Origin of the sequence: Antarctobacter sp. (genome assembly GCF_048262615.1) — a bacterium.
In the GTDB taxonomy this organism is placed as follows: domain Bacteria; phylum Pseudomonadota; class Alphaproteobacteria; order Rhodobacterales; family Rhodobacteraceae; genus Antarctobacter.
On record NZ_JBLXFB010000004.1, the window covers coordinates 160,722 to 183,082 of the forward strand.

The window sequence follows — 22,361 nt, forward strand, 5'->3', positions numbered from 1 at the left end:
GGCCGACGGCGAACCATGCTGCGCGCGCTTGAAATACGAGACATGTTGATCATTGAGCGGCTGGAACTGGAGTTCCAGCCGGGTCTGAACGTGTTGACCGGGGAAACCGGGGCCGGAAAGTCGATCCTGCTGGATTCGCTGGGCTTTGTGCTGGGCTGGCGCGGGCGCGCCGAACTGGTGCGCTCTGGGGCCGAGCAGGGAGAGGTGGTGGCCGAATTCGAGTTGCCGCAGGGACATGCGGCGTGGTCGGTGCTGGAAGAAGCGGGGTTGCCCGCCTCGGACGAATTGATCCTGCGGCGGGTGAACACCAGGGACGGGCGCAAGACCGGCTGGGTCAATGACCGGCGGGTGTCCGGTGAGGTGCTGCGGCGCCTGTCGGAAACGCTGGTGGAACTGCACGGCCAACATGACGATCGCGGCTTGCTGGACCCCAAGGGGCACCGGGCGATCCTTGATCTGTATGCGGATGCGGGACCGGCGCAGGCCGAGGTGCGCAGCGCATGGCGGGCGATGGGGACGGCGCGCAAGACGCTGGACGCGGCGCAGGCGGCGCTGGAGGCGGTGCGCGCCGAAGAGGATTTCCTGCGCCACGCGGTTGCGGAACTGGACAAACTCGCGCCGGTCGCGGGCGAAGAGGCGGAACTGGACGCGCGCCGGCGCAGCATGCAGTCGGCGGAGAAGATCCGCGACGACATCGCGCAGGCCTCCAGCGCGTTGGGCTATGACGGGGCCGAGGGGGCCATGTCGAACGCGCTGCGCTGGCTGGACGGGGTGGCGGAAAAGGCCGAGGGGTTGCTGGATGCGCCCATCGCGGCGCTGACGCGGGCCATGTCCGAACTGGACGAGGCTTCGCGCGGGGTGGCCGATTGCCTTGAGGCGCTGGAATTCAACCCGATGGAACTGGACGACACCGAGGAGCGGCTGTTCGCGATCCGGGGCTTGGCGCGCAAACATCAGGTGATGGCGGATGACCTGCCGGGTCTGGCGGCGGAGCTGTCGGACCGGCTGGCGGCGCTGGACGCGGGCGAGGCGCGCATCGGCGGGCTGCGCGCGGACCTGAAGACCGCTGAGGCGGGGTATGACGCGGCGGCCACGGCGCTGAGCGCGCTGCGCCGCGAGGCGGCGGGGCGGCTGGACGTGGCGGTGGCGGGCGAACTGGCCCCGCTCAAGATGGAGCGGGCGGTGTTTCACACCGCCGTGTCCGAGGCCCCGGCAGGCACCGAGGGGCGCGATACGGTGGCCTTTACCGTGGCGACAAACCCCGGTGCCCCGGCGGGCGCGCTGAACAAGATCGCCTCTGGCGGCGAGCTGTCGCGGTTTCTGCTGGCGCTGAAGGTCTGCCTGACCGAGGCGCAGGGGCGCGGGGCGACGATGATCTTTGACGAGATCGACCGCGGGGTTGGCGGGGCCACGGCGGATGCGGTGGGCCGCAGGCTCAAGGCCTTGTCCGAAGGCGGGCAGGTGCTGGTGGTGACCCATTCGCCGCAGGTGGCGGCCCTTGGCGGGCATCACTGGCGGGTGTCCAAACGGGTCGAGGGTGAGATGACGCTGTCCGAGGTGCTGCCGCTGGCGGTGGATGACCGTGAGGATGAGATCGCGCGGATGCTGTCCGGCGACGTGGTGACAAAAGAGGCCCGCGCGGCGGCGCGGGCGCTGCTCAAGGCCTGAGGACGGGACAGGGGCATCTTTGAGTGTCTTGACCGCCCGTCAGGCGGATGGACATCCGACCACATCCGACAAGGGCGATCAGTTGCTGGGCACCAGTTTGCCCGGATTCATCAGGTTTTGCGGGTCGAGCGCCGCCTTCACGCTGCCCATGACCTGCCATGCGTCGCCGTGTTCGGATTGCATGAAGGGCAGTTTGCCATAGCCCACGCCGTGTTCGCCGGTACAGGTGCCGCCCAGTTGGATGGCGCGCGTGGCCATGCGCGCGGCCAGTTCCTTGGCCTTGCCCAGTTCGGCGGGCTGGTCGGGGTCGATCAGCAGGATGGCGTGGAAATTGCCGTCCCCCACATGGCCGAGGATCGGCCCGGGCAGGCCGCTGTCGGCGATGTCGGCCTGTGTCGCCTCGATTGCCTGCGCCAGCCGCGAGATCGGCACGCAGATGTCCGTCACCACCGCGCGCGCGCCGGGGCGCGAGGCGAGGATGGCATAATAGCCGTTGTGGCGCATCGCCCAGAGCGCGCGCCGTTCCTCTTCGCGGGCGGACCAGCGAAAGGCGCTGCCGCCGTGGTCTGCGACAATCTCGGCAAAGCGTTCGGCGTCCTGTTCGGTGCTTTGCGGGCTGCCGTGGAATTCGACCATCAGGTGCGGTGCTTCGGCCATGTCGGTGCCGGCATAGGCGTTGAAGGCGCGGGCGGTTTGTGCGCAGGCAAATTCGATCCGCGCCATGGGAATGCCCATCTGGATGGTTTCCATGACGGCGGCGGTGGCGGCGGCCATGTCGGGAAAGGCGCAGATGCCGGCGCTGACCGCCTCTGGCTGACCGTGCAGGCGCAGGGTCAGTTCCGTCACCAGTCCCAGCGTCCCCTCCGACCCGACCATGAGCGCGGTCAGGTCGTAGCCAGCGGCACTTTTGCGGGCGCGGGTTCCGGTGCGGATCACCCGCCCGTCGGCCAGCACCACCTCCAGCCCCATGACATTGTCGCGCATCGAGCCATAGCGCACGGTTGTGGTGCCCGAGGCGCGGGTCATCGCCATGCCGCCCAATGAGGCATTTGCGCCGGGATCGACCGGAAAGAACAGCCCGGTGGCGCGCAACTCTTCGTTCAGTGCCTCACGGGTGACGCCCGGTTGCACGGTCACATCCATGTCGGCGGGGCGGATTTCCAGCACCCGGTTCATGTGACGGAAATCCACCGAAACGCCTCCACGCAGGGCCTGACCGTGCCCTTCGAGAGAGGTGCCCGCACCCCAGCCGATCATCGGTACATCCGCTTTTGCGCAGATTTCGACGATCTGGCGCACCTCGTCGGTGCTGCGGGGATAGACCACCGCCTGCGGCGGCACGGGGGGGAAATAGGATTCCGATGCGCCATGCGCGTCGAGATCGCTCTTGGACAGGCTGACGCGTTCGCCTAGGACGGTTTTGAGATTATCGATCGCCTGCGCGATGGGCATGGGGGACTCCGGCATTTTGCTCGGACCACCTTAACCAGCGCGTGCGTCGCGGGAAAGCCACGGGATTTGGGGAGGCGGTATTGCCAGGCCTGCTGCGAGAGCAATTGCGCAATGTTTCGGCGGCCTGCGGGCAGGGCTGGGACATGGTGCGGCACCAAGGGCCGGGACAGGTCCAGTTCTGGTTCATCGCGCTGGGTGTGGGAATTGCCTCGGGCTTTGCGGCGATCGCCTTTCGCGGCGCGGTGGAGGGGTTGCAGACGCTGGTCTACGGCACGCCGGACGTCAACACGCTGCATTCCTTTGCCGAACGGCTGCCGTGGATCTGGGTGCTGATCATCCCGGTGCTGGGCGGGATCGCGGTGGGGATTATCCTGCATGTGGCCACGCCGGACGGGCGGGTGCGGGCGGTGGCCGATGTGATCGAAGGCGCGGCGCTGAACGACGGCCGGGTCGAGAAAAAGGCCGGAATCGCCTCGGCGCTGTGTTCGTGGATCACCCTGTCGACCGGCGGGTCGACGGGGCGCGAGGGGCCGGTGGTGCATATCGCTGCGATGGCGTCGAGCTGGGTGGCCAACGCGCTGAAGGTGGACGGGATCACCGGGCGCGACCTGCTGGGCTGCGCGGTGGCGGCGGCGGTCTCGGCTAGTTTCAACGCCCCCATCGCCGGGGCGCTGTTCGCGCTGGAGGTTATCCTGCGACATTTCGCGCTGCACGCCTTTGCGCCGATTGTGGTGGCCAGCGCGGCGGGGACGGTGATCAACCGGCTGGTGTACGGCGACGTGACCGAATTTGTCCTGCCGGGGACAACGACGGTGGAGTTCTACCTTGAACTGCCCGCTTTCTTTATCCTTGGGCTGGTTTGCGGATTGGTTGCGGTGATCATGATGCACGCGATATTTTTCGCAGACGACATGGAGACGCGGCTGCAAAAGCGCCTGAACCTGCCCTACTGGCTGCGCCCGGCAGTGGCGGGGCTGCTGCTGGGTGGGATCGCGATCCTGTATCCGCATATCATCGGGGTCGGGTATGAGACGACCTCACGCGCGCTGACCGGCGGGCTGTTGATGCACGAGGCATTTGTCTTTTGCATCGTCAAGGTGGCGGCGGTGTCGATCACCATGGCGGGGCGCATGGGCGGCGGCATCTTTTCGCCCTCGCTGATGGTGGGGGCGCTGACCGGGCTGACCTTTGGCCATATCGCGACGGGGTTGTTTCCCGAGGTGTCCTCGGCCTTTACGCTCTATGCGCTGGCGGGCATGGGGGCGGTGGCGGCGGCGGTGCTGGGGGCGCCGATCTCGACCACGCTGATCGTGTTCGAGCTGACCGGCGACTGGCAGACCGGGCTGGCGGTGATGGTGTCGGTGTCGATGTCGACGGCACTGGCCAGCCGGTTGGTGAACCGGTCGTTCTTTTTGTCCCAGTTGAAACGCCGCAACGTGCATCTGGCGGCGGGTCCGCAGGCCTATCTGCTGGCGATGTTCCGGGTGCAGGGGGTCATGCGCAAGCCGACCGACGAGAACGCCGCCGACGAAGAGGCCTGCCTGCGGATGATCGAACAGGAACTGTATGTGCAGGCGACCGCGACACTGGAGACGGCATTGCCCCGGTTCGACAAATCCGGCGTGGCCTTTCTGCCGGTGGTGACGATGGTCGAGGACAAGCCGGTGCTGCAAGGGGCACTGTTCCACGTCGATGCGCTGAAGGCCTATAACCGGGCCTTGGCGGCGACGGCCAAGGAAGAGCACAGGTAACCGCCGCGACCGGGAAAAGACGGGCCACGCCGGGCCCGTCCTGTGTCTGTGCCGGTGGTCTTGTCGCTGTCCGGAGTGCTGTCCGGAGCGCTGTCCGGGGCGCGGTCACCTGATCCGCGAGATGTTCCGGGCAAGGCAGACCTGAAGGTCATTGCCATTGTGTCCGGCGCAGGCGGCCACGGCCTCGGCGAAACTGTCGAAGGTCTTGCCGCCCTTCTTGCCCTTTCTGCGGTTGTCGTTGTGGCCATAGTCCTTGTGGCCGGTGTCGCCGCGCCAGTCGCCGTCACGGTCGCGACCACCTTTGCGCCTGTCGTCCCGATGGTCGTAACGGTTGCCGTTCGGGGCGCGGCTGTGGCCGGGGTCCTGTTTGACCAGATAGTCGCCATGCGCCCAGCCGGTATAGCCGGAGGGGTGACGCAGAAGAATCCAGTCGCCCTGACGGCCAAGCTCTGCCACCTTGTCGCGCTGGCCCATGGTGAACAGCACCGGGTAGCCGGTTCCGGGACCGTTGCGCAGGTTCAGCCCGCCATAGCCGGGGGCATAGACCCAGTAGTGCTGCCCGGTGGGTTGGGCATAGGGCGTTCCGGCATGACCGCCATTGTGGCCGCGTGTCTTGACCTTGTGCTCTGACAAGAAGCGGCTGTTGGCCCAGCCGGTCTTGCCCTCAAAGCGCAGCTTGTACCAGCCATCCTGTTTGTAGATCACATGCGCCTTGGCGCCGTGGGGCATCTTTTCGATGACCTGATAGGCTTGGCCCGGTCCGTTGCGCAGGTTCAGGTGGCCAAAGCGCGGCGCGTCGATCCAGTAGTCCTGCCCACGGCTGTATCCGGGATCGCGGTCATGGCCGAGAACCGGCTTATGGTCGGTGAGAAAGCCGCTGTGCGCCCAGCCGATCAGGCCCGAGACATGCCGGACCTTGACCCATTTGCCCGGCGCTTCGAGCAGTTTGACCGGGCTGCCGTGGGGCATCTTGCCAAGCACATGGTACTGGACAGAGGGGCCGGTGCGCAGGTTGAGATAGCCGTCGCGGGGGGCGTCGACCCAAAGGGACGTGGCGGCCGCCGCGCTGGCGAGGAACAGGGCAGAGAGGAATGTCAGCAGTCTAAGCATGGTGTCGTCCTTTGTTGCAGAGGCGATGACCGGATTAGGCCCACAGCCCCCCGGACGCGCAATATCGGGGGGGTGTTAGAGGATAGCATCCTTGTTTTTCAGCGGCTTACGGCGGCGCGGGGCCGCCACCTTTTTTGCGCGCAAACCCGCCGGTCAGGGCCGCGCAGGCGGTTCCGGCGGCGAATTCGGCTTTGCCCGGAGCCCGTCCCTGAGGTATGCCCGGCCCTGTCAGTTGGATCGAAGGACGCCGCCGCCCGTGACCCGCAAACAAGTCCTTCTTGTCGTTGGTGCCGCGCATAGCGGCACGACGATCCTTGACGCCGCGCTGGGCGTCTCGCGGCAGGTTGTGGGGGTTGGCGAGGCGGTGCGCTTGGTGTCGGGGATTCGCCCCGACCGGATGAAAAACCCGGTGACGGGACGCCTGTGCACCTGCGGGCAGCGCGCCGAGCAATGCCCGCTGTGGTCACAGGTACTGCCGGACTTGCACGCCGACAGCACCGTGGCCTCACATTTTCCACTGGTGGATGACGCGGCGCGCGCGCTGTCGCCAGAGGTGCGTTACGTGCTCGACAGCACTCCGGACGCGCTGGACCACGTCGACGGGCTGGCCGGCTACGATGTGCGGGTTCTGCAACTGACCCGCGACGTGCGGTCCTGGGTGGCTTCGCGGCGACGACGCCGGGGCGGCAGCCTTGTGTCCGGCTACGTGACATGGCTGCGCACGGTCAAACGGATCGACGCCGATCTGACGCGGCGCGGCCTGCCGCGCTTTCGGCTGGGGTATGAGGAACTGGCGCTGCGCCCGCGCGAGGTGCTGACCCTGATCTGCGCGTGGTTGCAGGTGCCGTTCGATGAGGCGATGCTGCGGCCCTTTGGCAATACGAACAGCCATATCATCACCGGCAATGCCAGCATCCGCACACCCGATCTGGCGGCGACGGTGCGGTATGATGGCAGCTGGCTGGCGTCGAATGACCATCCCGCCGCCTCTGGCCTGCTGACCAGCATGTGCGCCGGGATCAACCGGCGGCTGGTCTATTCCAACGGGGTGTTGAAACGGCGCGGCTGACACGAATGCCCCCCGCGCCGGGGGGCGCAGGGGGCGGGGTCTTGGCTGTGGCTGGCAAGGCGCGGTGTCAGACGTGTTCGACCGCGACCCCGTCCTGAACGTAAAAGGCGATGTGGTCCTTGATCTGGGCCACGTCGGCCTTTGGGTCCTCATAGGACCATGCCGCGTTCACGTAGGTCGTGGATTTCGACATGATCGAGAAATAGCTGGCCGCGCCCTTGTGCGGGCAGGCGGTGGTGTGGTCGGTGCGGTCCAGAAAGGCCATGGCGATGTCGCCGCGCGGAAAGTAGACAATCATCGGATAGCCGTCTTCCTGTAGTTCAAGCGCATTGGCGGATTCGCCCAGAACGGCCCCCCCGGCGCGCACAACCCAGGTGCCGGTGGCCGGCGTGATGGTGATCTTGCTCATTTCATGTCCCCCAGATGTCGCCCGCATCAGAGACACGGGCAGTGTAACGTTGTCATGTCAGATGACAGAACAGGCGTCCGACAGCCACTGCCCCGTTGCCGCATCCAGATGCGGGGACAGCGTTGCGTAGACCCGTCGGTGATAGTCGTTCAGCCAGATGCGTTCGGCCTCGGTCAGCAGAGTAACGTCGATCAACCGGGAGTCTATAGGCACCCATGTCAGGGTTTCGAACTCCAGCATCTGGGCCACGGTCTGCCCGTCCAGTTTCGGTGCGGGCTGCACGGCGATCAGGTTTTCGATGCGGATGCCATAGGCCCCTTCGCGGTAAAAGCCCGGCTCATTGGACAGGATCATGCCCGCCTCCAGCGGCACGGTGCCGGTACGCGCGATGCGCTGCGGGCCTTCGTGGACGGACAGATAGGCGCCGACCCCGTGGCCGGTGCCGTGGCCATAATCCAGCCCCGCCTCCCACAAAGCCGCGCGCGCAAAGGGATCAATGTCACGCCCCGCCAGCCCCTTGGGAAAGCGCAGCCGCGAGACGGCGATCATGCCTTTGAGAACGCGGGTAAAGGCCTGCACCTCCTCCGCCCCCGGTGTGCCGATGGCGACGGTGCGGGTGATGTCGGTGGTGCCGTCGACGTATTGACCCCCGGAATCGACCAGCAGCAGCTCACCGTCGCCCACGGGACGGTCGGTGCTGTCGGTGACGCGGTAATGCACGATTGCGCCGTTGGGGCCGCTGCCAGAGATCGTCTCGAACGAAATGTCGCGCAGGGCGTTGGTGGCGCGGCGTTCCTCCTCCAGTCGTTTGACGACGCCGATTTCGGTCAGGCTGCCGGGGGGGTGCGCGTCCAGCCATGCCAGAAAGCGTACCATGGCCAGCGCGTCGCGGTGGTGGGCGGCGCGGGTGCCGTCCAGTTCGGCGGCGTTCTTGAGCGCCTTGGGCAGCCGACAGGGATCGGTGCCGTCCTTCGGATCGACAAGGGCGTCGGCCACGGCGACCGGACAACTGGCAGGGTCGATCAGCACCGGGCCGGTCAGGGCGGCAAGGTCCGTCAGGAAATCCGATGGCGCGCGCAGGGTGATCTGCGGGCCAAGGTGATCGCCAAGATCGGCCAGCTTGGCGGCGTCCATATACAGCGTGACGCGGCCCTCCTTGTGCAGCACGGCAAAGCCGTGCGGCACCGGCGTGCGGGCAATGTCGCTGCCACGGATGTTAAGCAGCCATGCGATGCTGTCGGGCAGGGTCAGCACGGCGGCCCCGGCGGCAAGCGTCTTGGCCAGTCGCGCGATCTTGTCCGCGTGGCTTTCGCCCGCCAGTTCCAGCGGCTGCGCAAAGACCCGGCCCTGCGGCGGGGCGGGTTGATCGGGCCAGATGGCATCGACAAGGTTGTCGGTGGGGGTCAGGGTCACATCCGGCAGCTTGTCCGCCAGAGCGCGGTGCAGATCGACGCTGAGCAGCCACGGGTCAAAGCCCAGCTTCCCCTTGGGCAGCGCCGCGCCGATCCAGTCGTTCAGCGCGGTTTCGGGCCAGTCGACCTTTTCGAAGACATCCGCCACCTGCGCCTTGACCTGCACGCGGTAGCGCCCGTCGACAAAGACCGCCGCCCGGTCGCGCAGCGCCACGCACCAGCCCGCCGAGCCGGTAAAGCCGGTCAGCCACGACAGGCGTTCGTCCCGCGGCGCGACGTCTTCGCCCTGATGCGCATCGGCGCGCGGGATCAGGAACCCGTCGAGGCCGCTATCGGCCAGTTTCTCACGCAGGGCGGCAAGGCGGGGTGGCCCCTGATCGGGCGAGGCGGTCTCAACGAAACTCTGAAACATGCGCGGTCTCCTTTGCCGCGCAGACTAGCGAGCGGCGCGCCGGTGGCAAGGGCGGGCAATTTGTCGCGTTCGGGACGGTTTGGGGCGGACTATAACCGCCGGATTGACAATGACGACAGGAGCGCGTTCGTGAGTGACGATCCCGAAGCCCGCCGCATTTTTCAAGACATGCTGGACCGCTGCGGTTCCGCGATGCTGGCCGGAGACATGGCGGGCGTGCTGCGCTGGTTTGCAACCCCGAACACCGTTGAAAGCTATGAAGGGCGGCGGGTTCTGCTGACCGAGGACGACACGCGGGCGCTGTTCGAGACGGTCATTGCGCGGCAGCGCGAACAATCCATTTCCCATATGATCAGGCGCGTGACACATGCGGAATTCCGGGGCCCTGACATCATCTGGGCCACCCATGAGACGCGCTATGTGTATCACAATACGGTGCTGTCAGATGCACCGCATGAGGGGTTTTCGATCCTGCACCGCTATCCGGATTGCTGGAAGGTGCATCATGCGCAATTCACCGTGGACGGCAGGAACCCGTTGAACTCGGCGGTTCAAAAGCTCGAAGCGGCGGACAGGTATGACGCCCCCCGGATCATGCCAGGACAAAGCGGATAATGGCGTCCAGATAGGCGTCGTAATGCGGGTTGCCGGGAATCGGGACGTGATTGGCGCTGTCCTGAATCATCAGTTCGGCCTGTGGAATGCCCGTCGCCAGTTTGCGCGCCTCCGACAACGGGTGCACCCTGTCGTGACGCGCGTGGACAATCAGCGTAGGGCATTGGATGCGCGGCAGCAGATCGGCGTTCGAGATCCTGTCGATGGCGGAACGGATGCTCAACTCATTGGCTTTCGACGCGGCGGCCTGCATGTTGCGGCCCATCGCCTGCACGGCCTCAATCGGACCTTCCGGAAAATAGGGATAGAGCAGGGCCGCCGCAAAGGGGCTGTCGGGGGTGTCCCAGGCCTCTGACACCAGCGCGTGAAAGGTTTCCGGCAAATCGGCACCGCGCCGTTTGCGCCCATCGACGTAGCCGCCGGCGATCACCAGTTTGCACACCCGGTCCGGATGTGCGGCGGCAAGGTGCAGCGCGGTGTGCACGCCCCCCGATTCAGAGAACAGGGCGAACCTGTCCAACCCGGCGGCATCGGCTGCCCGCAGCGCGTTTTCCGCCATCACCGCGAAATCGGCCGTGATGTCGCTGCGGTCCGACATGCCAAAGCCGACGGGATCGTAGCGCAGCAGCGTGAGATGGTCGGCAAGCCGGTCAAAGGCGGTGCGTTCACAGGGCGTGTGCCATTCCGCCTCAAGATGGGTGGTGTTGTATCCCAACCGGAACAGCGGCGGCCCGGCACCGGTCAGCGCCCAGGCGATAGAGCGGCCCTGCGCATCGCTTGCATAGCGAATGCGCTGTTCTTGTGGCGCGCGCACCGGCGCGGACACGGATGTGGCCGGGGTGTGGTCGACCGCCGCCACCAGTTGCAGACCCCGCCGCGCCACGGTGCGGATCACGCGCTGGGCCTTGCCATCGTCCCCCAGCGCCTTGCGCGCGCCCGCGATACGGGCCGAAATGGCAGAGTCAGAGACGATGCGTCCGTTCCAGACGGTCTCGACGATCTCGTCGCGGGTGACGACCCGTCCGGCGTTTTCCACCAGCAGGCGGATCAGGTCAAAGACCTGCGGCTCGACCCGGACCAGGGCCCCGGACCGGGTCAGGGTCAGACTGTCGGTGTCCAGCAGGCAGTCGGCGAAACAGTGGCGCATACCCATGATTAAGACGCGGGGGCGCGGGTTCCGCAAGCTTCGGGTCGAACCTCAGGGGTTTCCAAGGGATATCCAAGGGCGGTCTTCAAGCGCGCCGCCGGTGACGGCGCGATGATCGGGTTGCAGCCACAGGAGGTACCCATGTTCACCCCATTCGACACCGCTCACCTGACCCATCGCGCCGCACGTCACATACCGGTGTCCAGCGCCACCCGCGAAGCCAATCGCCAGCGCCGGGCCGCGCGCGGGACCGTGTTCAGGACCGCGTTCAGGGCGTTGTGGGCAAGGCTTTTTGCCAAAGCGCCGGGTCAGGTCGCGACGGTGCAGCCTGTCAACCGGCGCGTTTGATGCCCATGAACCGCGCCCGCGCACGCGGGTCGCTGTCGAACAGCGCGGCCAGTTGTTCGGTCATGGCCCCGGCCAGTTGTTCGACGTCGGTAATGGTCACGGCGCGGTCATAGTAGCGGGTCACGTCGTGGCCGATGCCGATGGCCAGCAGTTCGACCTGCCGCTTGCGTTCAACCATGGCGATGACGTCGCGCAAGTGCTTTTCCAGATAGTTGGCCGGGTTCACCGACAGGGTGGAATCGTCCACCGGCGCGCCATCGGAAATCACCATCAGGATTTTGCGCGCCTCGGGGCGGCCCGCCATCCGGCGGTGCGCCCATTCCAGCGCCTCACCGTCGATGTTTTCCTTCAGAAGGCCCTCTTTCATCATCAGACCCAGATTGTCGCGGGTCCGCCGCCACGGGGCGTCGGCGTGTTTGTAGATGATGTGGCGCAGGTCGTTCAGGCGGCCGGGCTGCTGTTCGCGTCCCGCGTTCAGCCAGTCCTCACGCGCCAGCCCGCCTTTCCACGCGCGGGTGGTAAAGCCAAGGATCTCGACCTTGACCGAGCAGCGTTCCAGCGTGCGCGCCAGAACGTCGGCGCAGATCGCCGCGATGCTGATCGGGCGGCCGCGCATAGAGCCGGAGTTGTCCAGCAGCAGCGTCACAACCGTATCGCGGAACTCCATGTCCTTTTCGACCTTGAACGACAGCGGCGTCGTCGGGTTGGCAACCACGCGGGCCAGCCGCCCGGCGTCAAGGATGCCTTCCTCGCGGTCGAACTCCCAACTGCGGTTCTGCTGCGCCTGAAGGCGGCGTTGCAGTTTGTTGGCCAGACGCGACACCGCGCCTTTGAGCGGTTCCAGCTGCTGATCCAGATAGGCGCGCAGGCGTTCCAGTTCGATCGGCTCGGCCAGATCCTCGGCGGCGATTTCCTCGTCGTTTTCGGTCGAATAGACGGTGTAATCCGGATCGGCCTCGGAAATCGGCTGCGGGGCGGGCGGCTCCAGCGGGGCCTCGCCCTCTGGCATCTCGGCCTCTTCGCCAAGTTCCTGATCAGCCATCTCATCCATCGAGACCTGCGCCTGCGACGGATCCTGGGTTTCCTCCTGCGACTGTTCGGGAGAGGCTTCGGATTCTTCGCCGTCGTCGTCATCGTCGCCGGTGGAATCGGGTTCCTGATCGTCCTGATCGTCGTCAACGCCGTCTTCGTCGGAATCGTCGTCAAAGCTGTCGGGGTCGTCGCCCAACTGATCGCCATAGCCCAGATCGGTGATCATCTGGCGCGCAAATTTCGCAAAAGCGGTCTGGTCGGACAGGGTGTCGTCCAGCCGGTCGAGCGTGCCACCGGCCTGATTTTCCATGAACCCGCGCCACAGGTTCATGACATTGGCCGCGTCGGGCGGCAGGTCGCGCCCGGTGGCCAGATGACGGATCAGGTAGTTGGCGGCCACCGACAGCGGTGCCTCGGCGGCCTCGCGGATCTGGCCATAGCCGCGCCGGGTGGCGTCGGCGGCGATCTTGGCGTCGATGTTGCCGGCGGTGCCGGGCATGTCGCGCGCGCCCATCGCCTCACACCGGGCGGTTTCCATCGCCTCATACAGTTCGCGCGCCATGTCGCCCTGCGGCAGATAGCGGGCATGGGTGCTGTTGTCGTGATAGCGGTGGTACAGCGCCAGCGCATCCGCCGTGCCGCGCGCCAGCATGACTTCATCGCGCGACATGCGGCGCGAGACTTGCGGCAGGCGCATCGCCTCTCCGGACACGCCGGAGGGGTCGACCGAATAGCTGACCGAAAGCTCCGGGTCGTCGGCCATCACCTTGGTGGCTTCGGCGAGGGCCTTCTTGAACGGATCGGCGGGGTTGTCGCTGGGCTTGTTCATGGGGCGTTTATCCGCCCTTTGAGGTGCGCCCGCAAGGGGGCGCAGGCTTGGTCGGGCGTGCATTTCGGGATAGGCTGCGGGAATTGGTTGATTTGTTTTGCGACGAAAGGTTTCGACGATGAAGCGTTTGTTTCTTGCCGGCTTGCTGCTCTGGCCGGGAGGCGTCCGGGCCGATGTGACCTGCGCCGAAATGCAGACGGCGCTGCGTGTGCCGCCACCGTCCTCTGGCGTCTCCGAGGAACCGGGTGGCCCGTTGGGATGTTCGCGGGATGCGCTGAAGATGTTTGTCCTGAACGAAACCGCGCTGGCAGAGGCGGGTCCGGTGACGGATCTGTCAGAATTGCACGGCGTCTGGCTGGGCGATCTGGTTTTGCCCTATCTTCTGGGCGTCACCGTGCCGGGGCAAGAGGTGCTGGAGATCGCGCCGGGGCGCGAGGCAGGCACGCTGACCGTCACGCAATACTGGATGAAGGCGGTTTCGCCGCCTTCAGGGCCGCTCTGGTCCGAAGAGGGGGATTATCTGGGGGTGGCCGCGCGGGCGGTGCTGGAGCAGGACAGCGACGGCGCGTTTGTCGTTGCCCGGCAGGGTGAGAAGATCCGCTATGGCTCTGTCCAGCTGGAGTTTGAGCGGTCCTATGACCTTGTCGTGAAAATGCAGTTGAACCATTTCGAATTGCCTTTCACGCTGCGCCTTGCAGAGCCTGTGCTGGTGCTGGAGGGCGCGCTGCGCGATCCCGTAACCCGCGACCCGCAAAACTATGCCCGCACCTACACACGCATCGCGCCGGGGGCCGCGGATCTGGCGTTGGGCACGATTCTGGCGTTTTCCCTCAGCCAGTCGCGGAATTTCGATTGTCTGTCGCACCAGATCTCGGATGGGGCGGGGCCGCTCATCGACGCGGTGGGCGCGGACGGGATTGAGGGGCTCAGGGATCTGGTCCGTCGGATGATTGCCAACGGGATGCGCCGGGAGCGGCTGGCCGAGGCGCTGGGCGATACCGATGACGATGCCGAACGTGACCGGCTGCGGCAAGAACTGCGGGACGCCATGGAGTCCTATCTGGCCATAAGCTCCGCGCCCGAGGCCCGCGCCCTTACGACCCGCGTTGCGGACAACGCCAACCTGTTCTGCCCCGAATTGCCCTGAGCCGACGTTGGATCAGCTGAGAATCAGCGCCGTACAAGGGCGCATCGCCATGCGGGCGGCGGCCCCGGCGCGGCGCTTGCGGTCCGGATCGGTATGAAAGGTCGCGATTTGCAGCAGGTGCGCCTGCGCAAACTTGGCCCGGATGCGGATATCAAGGATTTCGGGGCCGGGGAGGCCAGAGCGCGGCGCGACCGTGTCCAGCAGCAATTCAAACAGGGCGCGGCGGTCCTGTTCCGCATCCGCACCGCCCCCCATGAGCCAGCGATGTTCCATCTCTGCCGAGGCGCGCCCCAGGCAGGCGGCGAACACTTTTGCGCGTTCACGCGGCACATCGGTCAGCGCGGCCAGCGGTGCAGCCAGCGCGGTCCAGAGGCCGAAAGTGGCGATGATTGTTTTCAAAGCGCCCATGAAACCGACTTTATGCCGGATTTATTGCCAAACAATAAGGCAATATGAAAACTTTTCCGGCCTGTGTGGCTGAAGGCGCGCGGCTTCGTCTTGATCTGCGGCCGCATGCTGGACCGCACCGTCCTGAGGGGCGGGACCACCGCGTTCTTTGGGGGGCAGACCTGCGGGCAGGCTGCGCCCGTCGATGCCGCCTCAACGGTCCTGAAACATGTGTTCCGATGCCCTGGGTTCCGGTATTTCCGGCCCGCCCAGTCTGGCCAGCCGTTAGCGGCAATCGGTGATCTGGGGGGCCAGCACGGCGCGGGCATTGAATGCCAGGTCGGGCCGCGCCCCTTTCTGGCGGATGCGGTAGACCCGGACACGCGCCTGAAACCCCCGTTCAAGGCCGTCATCGCCGCACCGGTTGCTGATGAAACGGATGTGCAGGTGGACCCCGTCACGCATCTCTGTCAGGTCTGCGGTATCGGAGGCCACCAGCGGGTCGGCCTCATTCTCGAGGACCCCCTTCAGGACGTCATGACAATAATTCGGCGCGGTAGCCGTCCTGCGGCGCGGGCGCAGGCCTCGCCGCAGCGCGACGCGCGGCCCCTTGCAAACACCAGCCACAACAAAAAGAATGCCCACGCCCGCCGCGCGGACCCAGGCATTCCGTAAGGTCGGGATTGTCAGCCGAGGCTGAGCGAGGCTGCGCTTTCCGGCAGTTCCTCGTCAAAGCAGCGCTGGTAGAACTCGGCCACGGTCTGGCGCTCCAGCTCATCGCATTTGTTCAGGAAGGACACGCGGAAGGCATAGCCGACATCGCGGAAGATCTCGGCGTTCTGGGCCCATGCGATCACGGTCCGGGGCGACATGACGGTCGACAACTCGCCGTTCATAAAGGCGCGGCGGCTGAAATCGGCCACGGTCACCATCTGGCGGATCGTCTTGCGGCCCTTTTCGTTGTTGTAGTGCGGCGCCTTGGACAGGATGATCTGCGTTTCGGCGTCGATCGACAGATAGTTCAGGGTTGCGACCAGCGACCAGCGGTCCATCTGGCCCTGGTTGATCTGCTGCGTGCCGTGGTAGAGACCGGTCGTATCGCCAAGGCCAACCGTGTTCGCGGTGGCGAAGATGCGGAAATACCGGTGCGGGGTGATGACCTCGTTCTGGTCCAGCAGCGTCAGCTTGCCGTCGGTTTCCAGCACCCGCTGGATCACGAACATCACGTCGGCGCGGCCCGCGTCGTATTCGTCAAACACAATCGCGGTGGGGTTGCGCAAGGCCCAGGGCAGGATGCCCTCCTGGAATTGCGTCACCTGCTTGCCGTCGACCAGCTTGATCGCGTCCTTGCCGATCAGGTCGATCCGGGAGATATGGCTGTCAAGGTTGACACGCACGGCGGGCCAGTTCAGCCGGGCGGCGACCTGTTCGATATGCGTCGATTTGCCGGTGCCGTGATAGCCCTGAATCATCACGCGTCGGTTGTTGCGAAAGCCCGCAAGGATCGCCAGCGTCGTGTCGGGATCGAACTTGTAGGTGGAATCAAGGTCCGGCACGCGGGCGGTGCGGTCCGGGAAACCGTGGACAATCATGTCGCTGTCGATGCCAAACACCTCGCGGACAGAGATTTCCTCGGTCGGTTTCGCGTTGATATCGATCATCCCGTCGGCCATGGTGCCCGCGTCCTTCTGTCAAAGCTCGTATGCTTTGCGTTACGTGCAACATATCTTGGGGAGGGGCAAGGGGAACTGGTGAGGCGTTCGGTATGACCGCGCAGGAAGAGATCGAGGCCCTGCTGGGCCGTGTGTCCAGCGGCGACCGGACCGCGTTCCGCAAGCTCTATGCTGCGACATCGGCCAAACTCTATGGCATCGCCCTGCGCATCCTGCGCGATGAGGCGCTGGCCCAGGAGGTGATGGAAGAGGTTTTTACCGGCATATGGGAACGGGCGGGCCAGTATCGCGGCGCGCTGGCCTCGCCGCTGACATGGCTGGTGACGATCACCCGCGACGCGGCCATTGCCCGGCTTGGCGCGGAACGGGCGGCGGGCCGGATGACCGGGCCTTTGGAAATCACCGAGCGGCTGTATGCGCCCCGGCCAGAGATCAAGGAACTGGAGGGCCTGCGCGAAGAGGCGCAGGCGCTGGAGACCTGCCTGCGCGAATTGCCCCGCGCGCGGGCGGACATGCTGCGGCAGGCCTATCTGTACGGGGCGACCTATGGCGATCTGGCGCGCAGCGCCGGGGCGTCGGTCGACAGCCTGCGGGCGACCCTGCGCGGCGACCTGCTGGCGCTGCGCGCGTGCCTGAGCCGATGAAGACCCCGCTGGACAGGGACCTGCCGGGCGGCTGGGAGGCGGGGGCCGCCGAATACTCGCTGGGCCTGATGCCCAAGGATGAGATTGCCGGGTTCGAGGCGCAGCTGATCGCAGAGCCGGACCTGCAACAGGACGTCGCGGCCTGGGCCGAATATTTCGCCTGCTTCACCGATCTGATCCCCGAAGAGACGCCGCCGCCGCAGGTGCTGCGCCGGATCGAGGGCAAGGTGTTCGGCGCGGTTGAAAAGGCACCGGTCTGGCAACAGGTGCTGCCGTATCTGATCGGTGCGGTGGTGGGCGTGGTGCTGGCCTGGGTGGTGTTTGCCTCCGGCCTGCTGGAACCGGCCCGTCCGGTCTTGCAGGCGGAGATGACCGGGGCAGGGGGCGCGCTGACGCTGGATGCGCGGTTCGACTCCGGCACCGGGGTGTTGACGGTGATCCGAAAGACGGGGGCAGTCGGTGAGGGGCGCGTTCTGGAGCTTTGGCTGATGCCGGACGATGGCGCGCCGCTGTCGCTTGCGTTGTTGCGCGGCAAAGAGACGCTGGTTGCGCTGCCCGCATCCCTTTTGCGCGACCTCACCGGGGCGCGGCTGATGGTGAGCGAGGAACCGGCAGGCGGTGCGCCCGGTGGCCTGCCCACGGGCGAAACGCGCGCCGAAGGCGTTTTGACTGCCCCCTGACGCGGGCCTGTTGCCGATTTGCGACGCGCATTGGCGTCAGCAGGGCGGCGTGGTTGCGGCCCGGAGGCGGTGGGCCTAGCCCTTGGTACAAGAACCTGTTCCACAAATTGAGAGATGCCATGTTTCGCACCCTTTTCGCGCCCGTTTTCACCGCCGCCCTGTTGCTGAGTTCTGGCGGTGTCACGGCGCAGCAGACGCTGCTGGAGGTGCCGGTTGGTGCCGGTTTCTCCCATGGTGAGTTGAACTGGGACACCAATATGGGCGACATCAAGTTTGCCTGGTCGGTGATGGGTATCAATGGCGCCGCCTATGTCTGCGGCGCCACCAGCGCCACCAAGAGTTTTGCCCACCGCAACACGACCAAGGCCTTTCGCAAGGCGTGGGTCAAGGCGAGCGACCGCAAGGTCATGTCTGACCTCAGCTATTTCACACGGGCCCCGCGCAACACCGATCTGAAGACGGTCAAGGCGCGCTGCAAGGCGTTGCCGGGCAATGCCGGTCAGGCCAAGCAGTTCCTGCTGGGCTTTGATCCGGTCCGGGCGCGGATGTAGGCACGCCGTCACCGGCACTTTGGCCTCGCACCCCGGACACGCGCCGCCTATAAGGGCGCGGTCTGTTGCTGCCCCATACCCATAGGAGAGGTCCATGACCGGAGAGCTGTCCCCCATCGACAAGGCGAAATTCGCCGCCGCGAAACAGGCGGCAAGCCTTGTGGAATCCGGTATGCGCGTGGGTCTGGGCACCGGCTCGACCGCGGCGTGGCTGGTGCGGTGCCTTGGAGAGATGGCGCGCGAAGAGGGGCTGCGCTTTCGCGGCGTGCCGACCTCGACCCGCACCGCGGAACTGGCGCGGGATGTGGGGATCGAGGTGATCTCGCTGGATGAGGCGCGCTGGCTGGACATCACCATCGACGGCGCGGATGAATTTGACGGCGATCTGAACCTGATCAAGGGCGGCGGCGGGGCGTTGCTACAGGAAAAGATCGTGGCGACGGCGAGCGATCAGATGGTGGTCATCGCCGACGCGGCCAAAGAGGTCGAGCGGCTGGGGAACTTTCCGCTGCCGGTGGAGGTGATCCCCTTCGGGATGCAGACGACTCAGGCCTTGATCGAAGAGACATTGGTCTCGATGGATGTGATGGGCCGTCAGACGACGCTGCGGATGAACGGCGACAAGCCGTTTTATACCGATGAAGGCAATCATATTCTGGACCTGCATCTGGGGCGGATCGGCAATGCGCGGCAGTTGGCCATGGTGCTCAATCAGATCCCCGGCGTGGTCGAGAACGGGCTGTTTATCGATATCTGCGACAAGGTCATCATTGGCTATGGCGACGGGCGGGTCGAGACCCGCGACATCAATGAGGGTACGGTCAGCGAGGCGCAGCTGGAATTTGCCGAGGATGACAACATTTTTCGCGACCTCTGAGCGGGGCTGTCCACGCGTGGACAGCGTTGCGCCTGTGTGAAATCAATGGCTTACAGAGACGTTTTTACGATCCGTTAGGCTTTGCCCTTGTTTTCGGAGGGGCGTGTTCCGGGCTGAAGCCCGGCCTACGGGGGGCCTCTCACCGGGTCCGAGGGGAAAGCCTCCGGGGGCTTCATGGCGGTTCTGCGGGGCGCCCTTCGGTTTGCAGCGGTGGGGCGGAACATCTGTCGCGCGGCGTCCGGTCGGCGGCTGGCGCGTCGCGTCCGCGATCAGCAACAGCCGCCGCCATGAAGGTGACGATCACCGGCCTGTCATCGCCACGCGCGGCAAAGCTGCTGTAAACCACGACGAAGATAGCCCCCGGAAGTCGCGCAGCCGCGACAGGGGGCAGCCGCCGACCATGGCAAGGGTCACGCCGTCCCGCGTATCGGTGGCAGGGGCTGCGTGGATATCGCGGCGCAGAGCCCGCAACAGCCTGAGCGTCACGGGGGGGCGGTCTGACTGTCCGGCCTCCCCGCTGGGCGCGCGTCGCAGGGGGGGATCAGGCGGCCATGAACAGCCAGCCCATATAGGCGCCGTAGGACGCCAGCAGGGCTGCGGCCTCTCGTCGTGACACCCGCGCGCCGGAGGTGGCAAAGACCAGCAAGGCCACGGTTGCGGCGGCCATGACCCAGCCATCGACGCTCAAGATTTGGGCGGGGACGTCGATTGGCACGACAAGGGCGGTGATGCCGAGAATGCCGAGGATATTGAAGATGTTGCTGCCGATGACGTTGCCAAGGGCGACCGCGCCCTCTCCGCGCCGGACGGCCATGACAGAGGTGACGAGTTCGGGCATCGAGGTGCCGATGGCCACAACGGTCAGGCCGATGACCGTCTCGGAAATGCCCACGGCAGAGGCGATGCCCACCGCGCCCTCGACAAGAAAGCGTGCGCCAAGGACCGTCAACGCCAGCCCGGCGATTGTCAGCAGCGCGTCGCGGCCAAAGCGGGGGGATTGCATCGGCAGCAGGTCGGCCTCTGCCGCGTAAATCGCCCCGGTGTCGCTGGCGCGGCGGCGTTCCAGCAGCAGGGTGGTGCCGACATAGGCCAGTATCCCGGCCACAAAGAGCGCGCCGGTGGGGCGGGTTATGACGCCTTGGGCCATCGCCCAGAGGCCCAGCAGGGTGGCCCCGGCCAGAACCGCGCCGTCGCGCCGCAGGGCGCGGGTGTCTACGGCAATCGGCGCGATCAGCGCGGCGATCCCGAGGATCAGCAGCACGTTGCCGATATTGCTGCCCACCACGTTGCCCACGGCCAGACCGGGCGACCCGGAAAGCGCCGCTTGCAGACTGGTTACAAGTTCCGGCGCGGAGGTACCAAAGCCGACCAGCGTCAGGCCGATCACCATGGGCGGCACGCGCAGGGCGCGCGCCACGTTGACTGCGCCACGCACAAGGACGTCACCGCCCACCACAAGGGCGAGCAAGCCGCCCAGAACAAAGAAAAGGTCCATGATGTCCGGTTTGCCAAGACAGGTGCCGGTGCGGCACCGCGTTAAGATGGGGGACCGCGCCTGCGCTACAAGGCCCGGCGGCGTGTCGGGGCACGCGCGTGTGACCGATGGGCGGAATTCGCCGTCTGGCCATCTTGGGCCGCCTGTGAAATACACTTTGGCGGGTCAAGCAAGGATACAGACATGAGCGATTTCGACTATGATCTCTTTGTCATCGGTGGTGGTTCGGGTGGCGTGCGCGCCGCGCGGGTGGCTGCGGGCGAGACGGGGGCCAAGGTCGGGCTGGCGGAAATGGACCGTTACGGCGGCACCTGTGTGATCCGGGGCTGCGTGCCGAAAAAGCTGATGGTCTTTGCCAGCGAATACGCCGGGATGCCCGCCGAGGCGCGGGCCTATGGCTGGGACATCGGGGACGGCGTGTTTGACTGGGCGGCGTTTCGCGGCAAGCTGAACACCGAGTTGGACCGGCTGGAGGGTGTCTATCGCAAGCTGCTGTCCGGCTCTGGCGTCGACAGTTTTGACGCCCGTGCGCGGCTGAAGGACGCGCATACGGTTGAGCTGTCCACCGGCGAGGTGAAGACGGCCAAGCACATCCTGATCGCCAGCGGCGGGCGTCCGGTGCGCCCGGACATGCCCAACGCGGAATTGGGCATGGTCTCGGACGATCTGTTCCACATGGAGCGGCTGCCGAAGTCGATCCTGATCGTCGGGGGCGGCTATATCGCCTGTGAGTTCGCCTGTATCCTGCACGGTCTGGGGGTTGAGGTGACGCAGTATTATCGCGGCGCGCAGATTCTGCGCGGATTCGACGACGAGGCGCGCGGCTTGATTGCGGATGCGATGAAGGAACGCGGGATCGATCTGCACACCGGGACCAACATCGTCGAGATGCACCGCAGCCACGATCCCCGCGAAGAGGGGCTGGAGGCGGCCCCGGTCGAAGACAAGCAATACGGCGGCGACCATCATGCCGGTCCCAGCGACGGCGCGATCCGGGTGAAGGCGACCAACGGCAATATCCGCGAGTTCGACGCGGTGCTTTTTGCCACCGGACGCGCGCCCAACACCGCCGACATGGGTCTGGAAGAGGCCGGTGTCACGCTGGGCCGGGGCGGTGCCATCGAGGTGGATGACTACAGCCAGACCAAGGTGCCCTCGGTCTATGCCATCGGCGACGTGACCAACCGGGTGAACCTGACGCCGGTGGCGATCCGCGAGGGCATGGCCTTTGTCGAGACGGTGTTCCGGGGCAACCCGACGCCGGTGGATCACGCGCTGATCCCCTCGGCGGTGTTCACCCAGCCCGAGATGGGCACCATCGGCCTGAGCGAAGAGGCAGCGGCCGAGCAGGAAGAGATCGAGGTCTATTGCACCTCTTTCCGGCCCATGCAGACCGCCTTTGCCGACAAGTCCGACCGGGTTTTGATGAAGCTGATCGTCTCCAAGGCCTCGCGCCGGGTGCTGGGATGTCATATCGTGGCACCGGGCGCGGGCGAGATGATCCAACTGGCGGGAATCGCCATCAAGATGGGCGCGACGAAAGAAGATTTCGACCGGACGGTGGCGGTGCATCCGACAATGTCCGAAGAAATGGTGACCATGCGCAATCCAATCCGGACCGCTTGAATTCGCGGGCGCCGGGCACAGGTAACA

21 protein-coding genes are annotated in these 22,361 nt (G+C 65.9%); 12 read left to right on the forward strand and 9 right to left on the reverse strand.

Going from position 1 to position 22,361, the window contains the following annotated elements:
- Positions 1–15 precede the first annotated feature (15 nt).
- Positions 16–1,668, forward strand: coding sequence for a DNA repair protein RecN (gene recN, locus ACN0S5_RS06220; protein WP_417207007.1), 1,653 nt, complete (start codon positions 16–18; stop codon positions 1,666–1,668).
- Positions 1,669–1,746: 78 nt separating this feature from the next.
- On the opposite strand, the gene ACN0S5_RS06225 is transcribed toward recN, so the two are convergent.
- On the reverse strand, positions 1,747–3,120 hold the full coding sequence (locus ACN0S5_RS06225; RefSeq protein WP_417207009.1) for an FAD-binding oxidoreductase: 1,374 nt from the start codon (positions 3,118–3,120) through the stop codon (positions 1,747–1,749).
- Positions 3,121–3,263: 143 nt separating this feature from the next.
- On the opposite strand from ACN0S5_RS06225, the gene ACN0S5_RS06230 reads away from it, so the two are divergent.
- Positions 3,264–4,871: a chloride channel protein gene (locus ACN0S5_RS06230; RefSeq protein WP_417207312.1), complete on the forward strand. Its 1,608-nt coding sequence runs from the start codon at positions 3,264–3,266 to the stop codon at positions 4,869–4,871.
- A 105-nt stretch (positions 4,872–4,976) separates the two neighbouring features.
- Here the strand turns inward: ACN0S5_RS06230 and ACN0S5_RS06235 are convergent, their stop codons facing one another.
- Complete coding sequence (locus tag ACN0S5_RS06235) at positions 4,977–5,981, reverse strand: SH3 domain-containing protein (RefSeq protein ID WP_417207012.1); 1,005 nt, start codon at positions 5,979–5,981, stop codon at positions 4,977–4,979.
- Positions 5,982–6,237: 256 nt separating this feature from the next.
- On the opposite strand from ACN0S5_RS06235, the gene ACN0S5_RS06240 reads away from it, so the two are divergent.
- On the forward strand, positions 6,238–7,050 hold the full coding sequence (locus ACN0S5_RS06240; RefSeq protein ID WP_417207014.1) for a sulfotransferase: 813 nt from the start codon (positions 6,238–6,240) through the stop codon (positions 7,048–7,050).
- 67 nt (positions 7,051–7,117) lie between these two features.
- Here the strand turns inward: ACN0S5_RS06240 and ACN0S5_RS06245 are convergent, their stop codons facing one another.
- Both ACN0S5_RS06245 and ACN0S5_RS06250 read right to left on the reverse strand, forming a co-directional pair.
- Complete coding sequence (locus ACN0S5_RS06245; RefSeq protein WP_323771114.1) at positions 7,118–7,459, reverse strand: DUF427 domain-containing protein; 342 nt, start codon at positions 7,457–7,459, stop codon at positions 7,118–7,120.
- 57 nt (positions 7,460–7,516) lie between these two features.
- Positions 7,517–9,283 carry an aminopeptidase P family protein gene (locus tag ACN0S5_RS06250; RefSeq protein ID WP_417207016.1) on the reverse strand — a complete coding sequence of 589 codons (1,767 nt, stop codon included), beginning with the start codon at positions 9,281–9,283 and terminating at the stop codon, positions 7,517–7,519.
- 129 nt (positions 9,284–9,412) lie between these two features.
- Here ACN0S5_RS06250 and ACN0S5_RS06255 point away from each other — a divergent pair, with 129 nt between their 5' ends.
- The gene (locus ACN0S5_RS06255; RefSeq protein WP_417207017.1) at positions 9,413–9,898 is read left to right on the forward strand and encodes a hypothetical protein; all 486 of its coding nucleotides are present in this window, start codon (positions 9,413–9,415) and stop codon (positions 9,896–9,898) included.
- Here the strand turns inward: ACN0S5_RS06255 and ACN0S5_RS06260 are convergent.
- The gene (locus tag ACN0S5_RS06260) at positions 9,876–11,051 is read right to left on the reverse strand and encodes an alpha/beta fold hydrolase (protein WP_417207019.1); all 1,176 of its coding nucleotides are present in this window, start codon (positions 11,049–11,051) and stop codon (positions 9,876–9,878) included. The two genes, ACN0S5_RS06255 and ACN0S5_RS06260, sit on opposite strands and share 23 nt — an antisense overlap.
- 135 nt (positions 11,052–11,186) lie before the next feature.
- On the opposite strand from ACN0S5_RS06260, the gene ACN0S5_RS06265 reads away from it, so the two are divergent.
- Positions 11,187–11,393, forward strand: a complete 207-nt coding sequence (locus ACN0S5_RS06265; protein ID WP_417207022.1) for a hypothetical protein — start codon at positions 11,187–11,189, stop codon at positions 11,391–11,393.
- On the opposite strand, the gene cobT is transcribed toward ACN0S5_RS06265, so the two are convergent.
- Positions 11,377–13,254, reverse strand: a complete 1,878-nt coding sequence (gene cobT / locus ACN0S5_RS06270; RefSeq protein ID WP_417207024.1) for a cobaltochelatase subunit CobT — start codon at positions 13,252–13,254, stop codon at positions 11,377–11,379. The genes ACN0S5_RS06265 and cobT overlap by 17 nt on opposite strands.
- Positions 13,255–13,372: 118 nt before the next feature.
- Between cobT and ACN0S5_RS06275 the strand changes: the two genes are divergently transcribed.
- A complete protein-coding gene (locus ACN0S5_RS06275; protein WP_417207027.1) occupies positions 13,373–14,401 on the forward strand; it encodes a hypothetical protein in 1,029 nt (342 codons plus the stop codon).
- A gap of 12 nt (positions 14,402–14,413) precedes the next feature.
- Here ACN0S5_RS06275 and ACN0S5_RS06280 read toward each other — a convergent pair whose 3' ends face one another.
- Positions 14,414–14,809 carry a hypothetical protein gene (locus ACN0S5_RS06280; RefSeq protein ID WP_417207030.1) on the reverse strand — a complete coding sequence of 132 codons (396 nt, stop codon included), beginning with the start codon at positions 14,807–14,809 and terminating at the stop codon, positions 14,414–14,416.
- Between the two features lie 105 nt (positions 14,810–14,914).
- On the opposite strand from ACN0S5_RS06280, the gene ACN0S5_RS06285 reads away from it, so the two are divergent.
- Complete coding sequence (locus ACN0S5_RS06285; protein WP_417207032.1) at positions 14,915–15,463, forward strand: hypothetical protein; 549 nt, start codon at positions 14,915–14,917, stop codon at positions 15,461–15,463.
- A gap of 11 nt (positions 15,464–15,474) precedes the next feature.
- Here the strand turns inward: ACN0S5_RS06285 and cobS are convergent, their stop codons facing one another.
- Positions 15,475–16,461: a cobaltochelatase subunit CobS gene (gene cobS / locus ACN0S5_RS06290; protein ID WP_417207035.1), complete on the reverse strand. Its 987-nt coding sequence runs from the start codon at positions 16,459–16,461 to the stop codon at positions 15,475–15,477.
- A gap of 92 nt (positions 16,462–16,553) precedes the next feature.
- Between cobS and ACN0S5_RS06295 the strand changes: the two genes are divergently transcribed.
- The 4 genes from ACN0S5_RS06295 (at position 16,554) to rpiA (ending at position 19,213) form a co-directional block, all read left to right on the forward strand.
- The gene (locus ACN0S5_RS06295) at positions 16,554–17,105 is read left to right on the forward strand and encodes a sigma-70 family RNA polymerase sigma factor (protein ID WP_417207038.1); all 552 of its coding nucleotides are present in this window, start codon (positions 16,554–16,556) and stop codon (positions 17,103–17,105) included.
- Complete coding sequence (locus ACN0S5_RS06300) at positions 17,090–17,785, forward strand: anti-sigma factor domain-containing protein (RefSeq protein ID WP_417207040.1); 696 nt, start codon at positions 17,090–17,092, stop codon at positions 17,783–17,785. Before ACN0S5_RS06295 ends, ACN0S5_RS06300 begins: the two co-directional genes overlap by 16 nt.
- A 119-nt stretch (positions 17,786–17,904) precedes the next feature.
- The gene (locus ACN0S5_RS06305; RefSeq protein WP_417207042.1) at positions 17,905–18,336 is read left to right on the forward strand and encodes a hypothetical protein; all 432 of its coding nucleotides are present in this window, start codon (positions 17,905–17,907) and stop codon (positions 18,334–18,336) included.
- A gap of 94 nt (positions 18,337–18,430) precedes the next feature.
- The gene (gene rpiA, locus ACN0S5_RS06310) at positions 18,431–19,213 is read left to right on the forward strand and encodes a ribose-5-phosphate isomerase RpiA (RefSeq protein ID WP_323771125.1); all 783 of its coding nucleotides are present in this window, start codon (positions 18,431–18,433) and stop codon (positions 19,211–19,213) included.
- Between the two features lie 541 nt (positions 19,214–19,754).
- On the opposite strand, the gene ACN0S5_RS06315 is transcribed toward rpiA, so the two are convergent.
- Positions 19,755–20,708, reverse strand: coding sequence for a calcium/sodium antiporter (locus tag ACN0S5_RS06315; RefSeq protein WP_417207044.1), 954 nt, complete (start codon positions 20,706–20,708; stop codon positions 19,755–19,757).
- A gap of 183 nt (positions 20,709–20,891) precedes the next feature.
- On the opposite strand from ACN0S5_RS06315, the gene ACN0S5_RS06320 reads away from it, so the two are divergent.
- A complete protein-coding gene (locus tag ACN0S5_RS06320; protein WP_417207047.1) occupies positions 20,892–22,334 on the forward strand; it encodes an FAD-dependent oxidoreductase in 1,443 nt (480 codons plus the stop codon).
- The last annotated feature ends 27 nt before the right edge of the window (positions 22,335–22,361 follow it).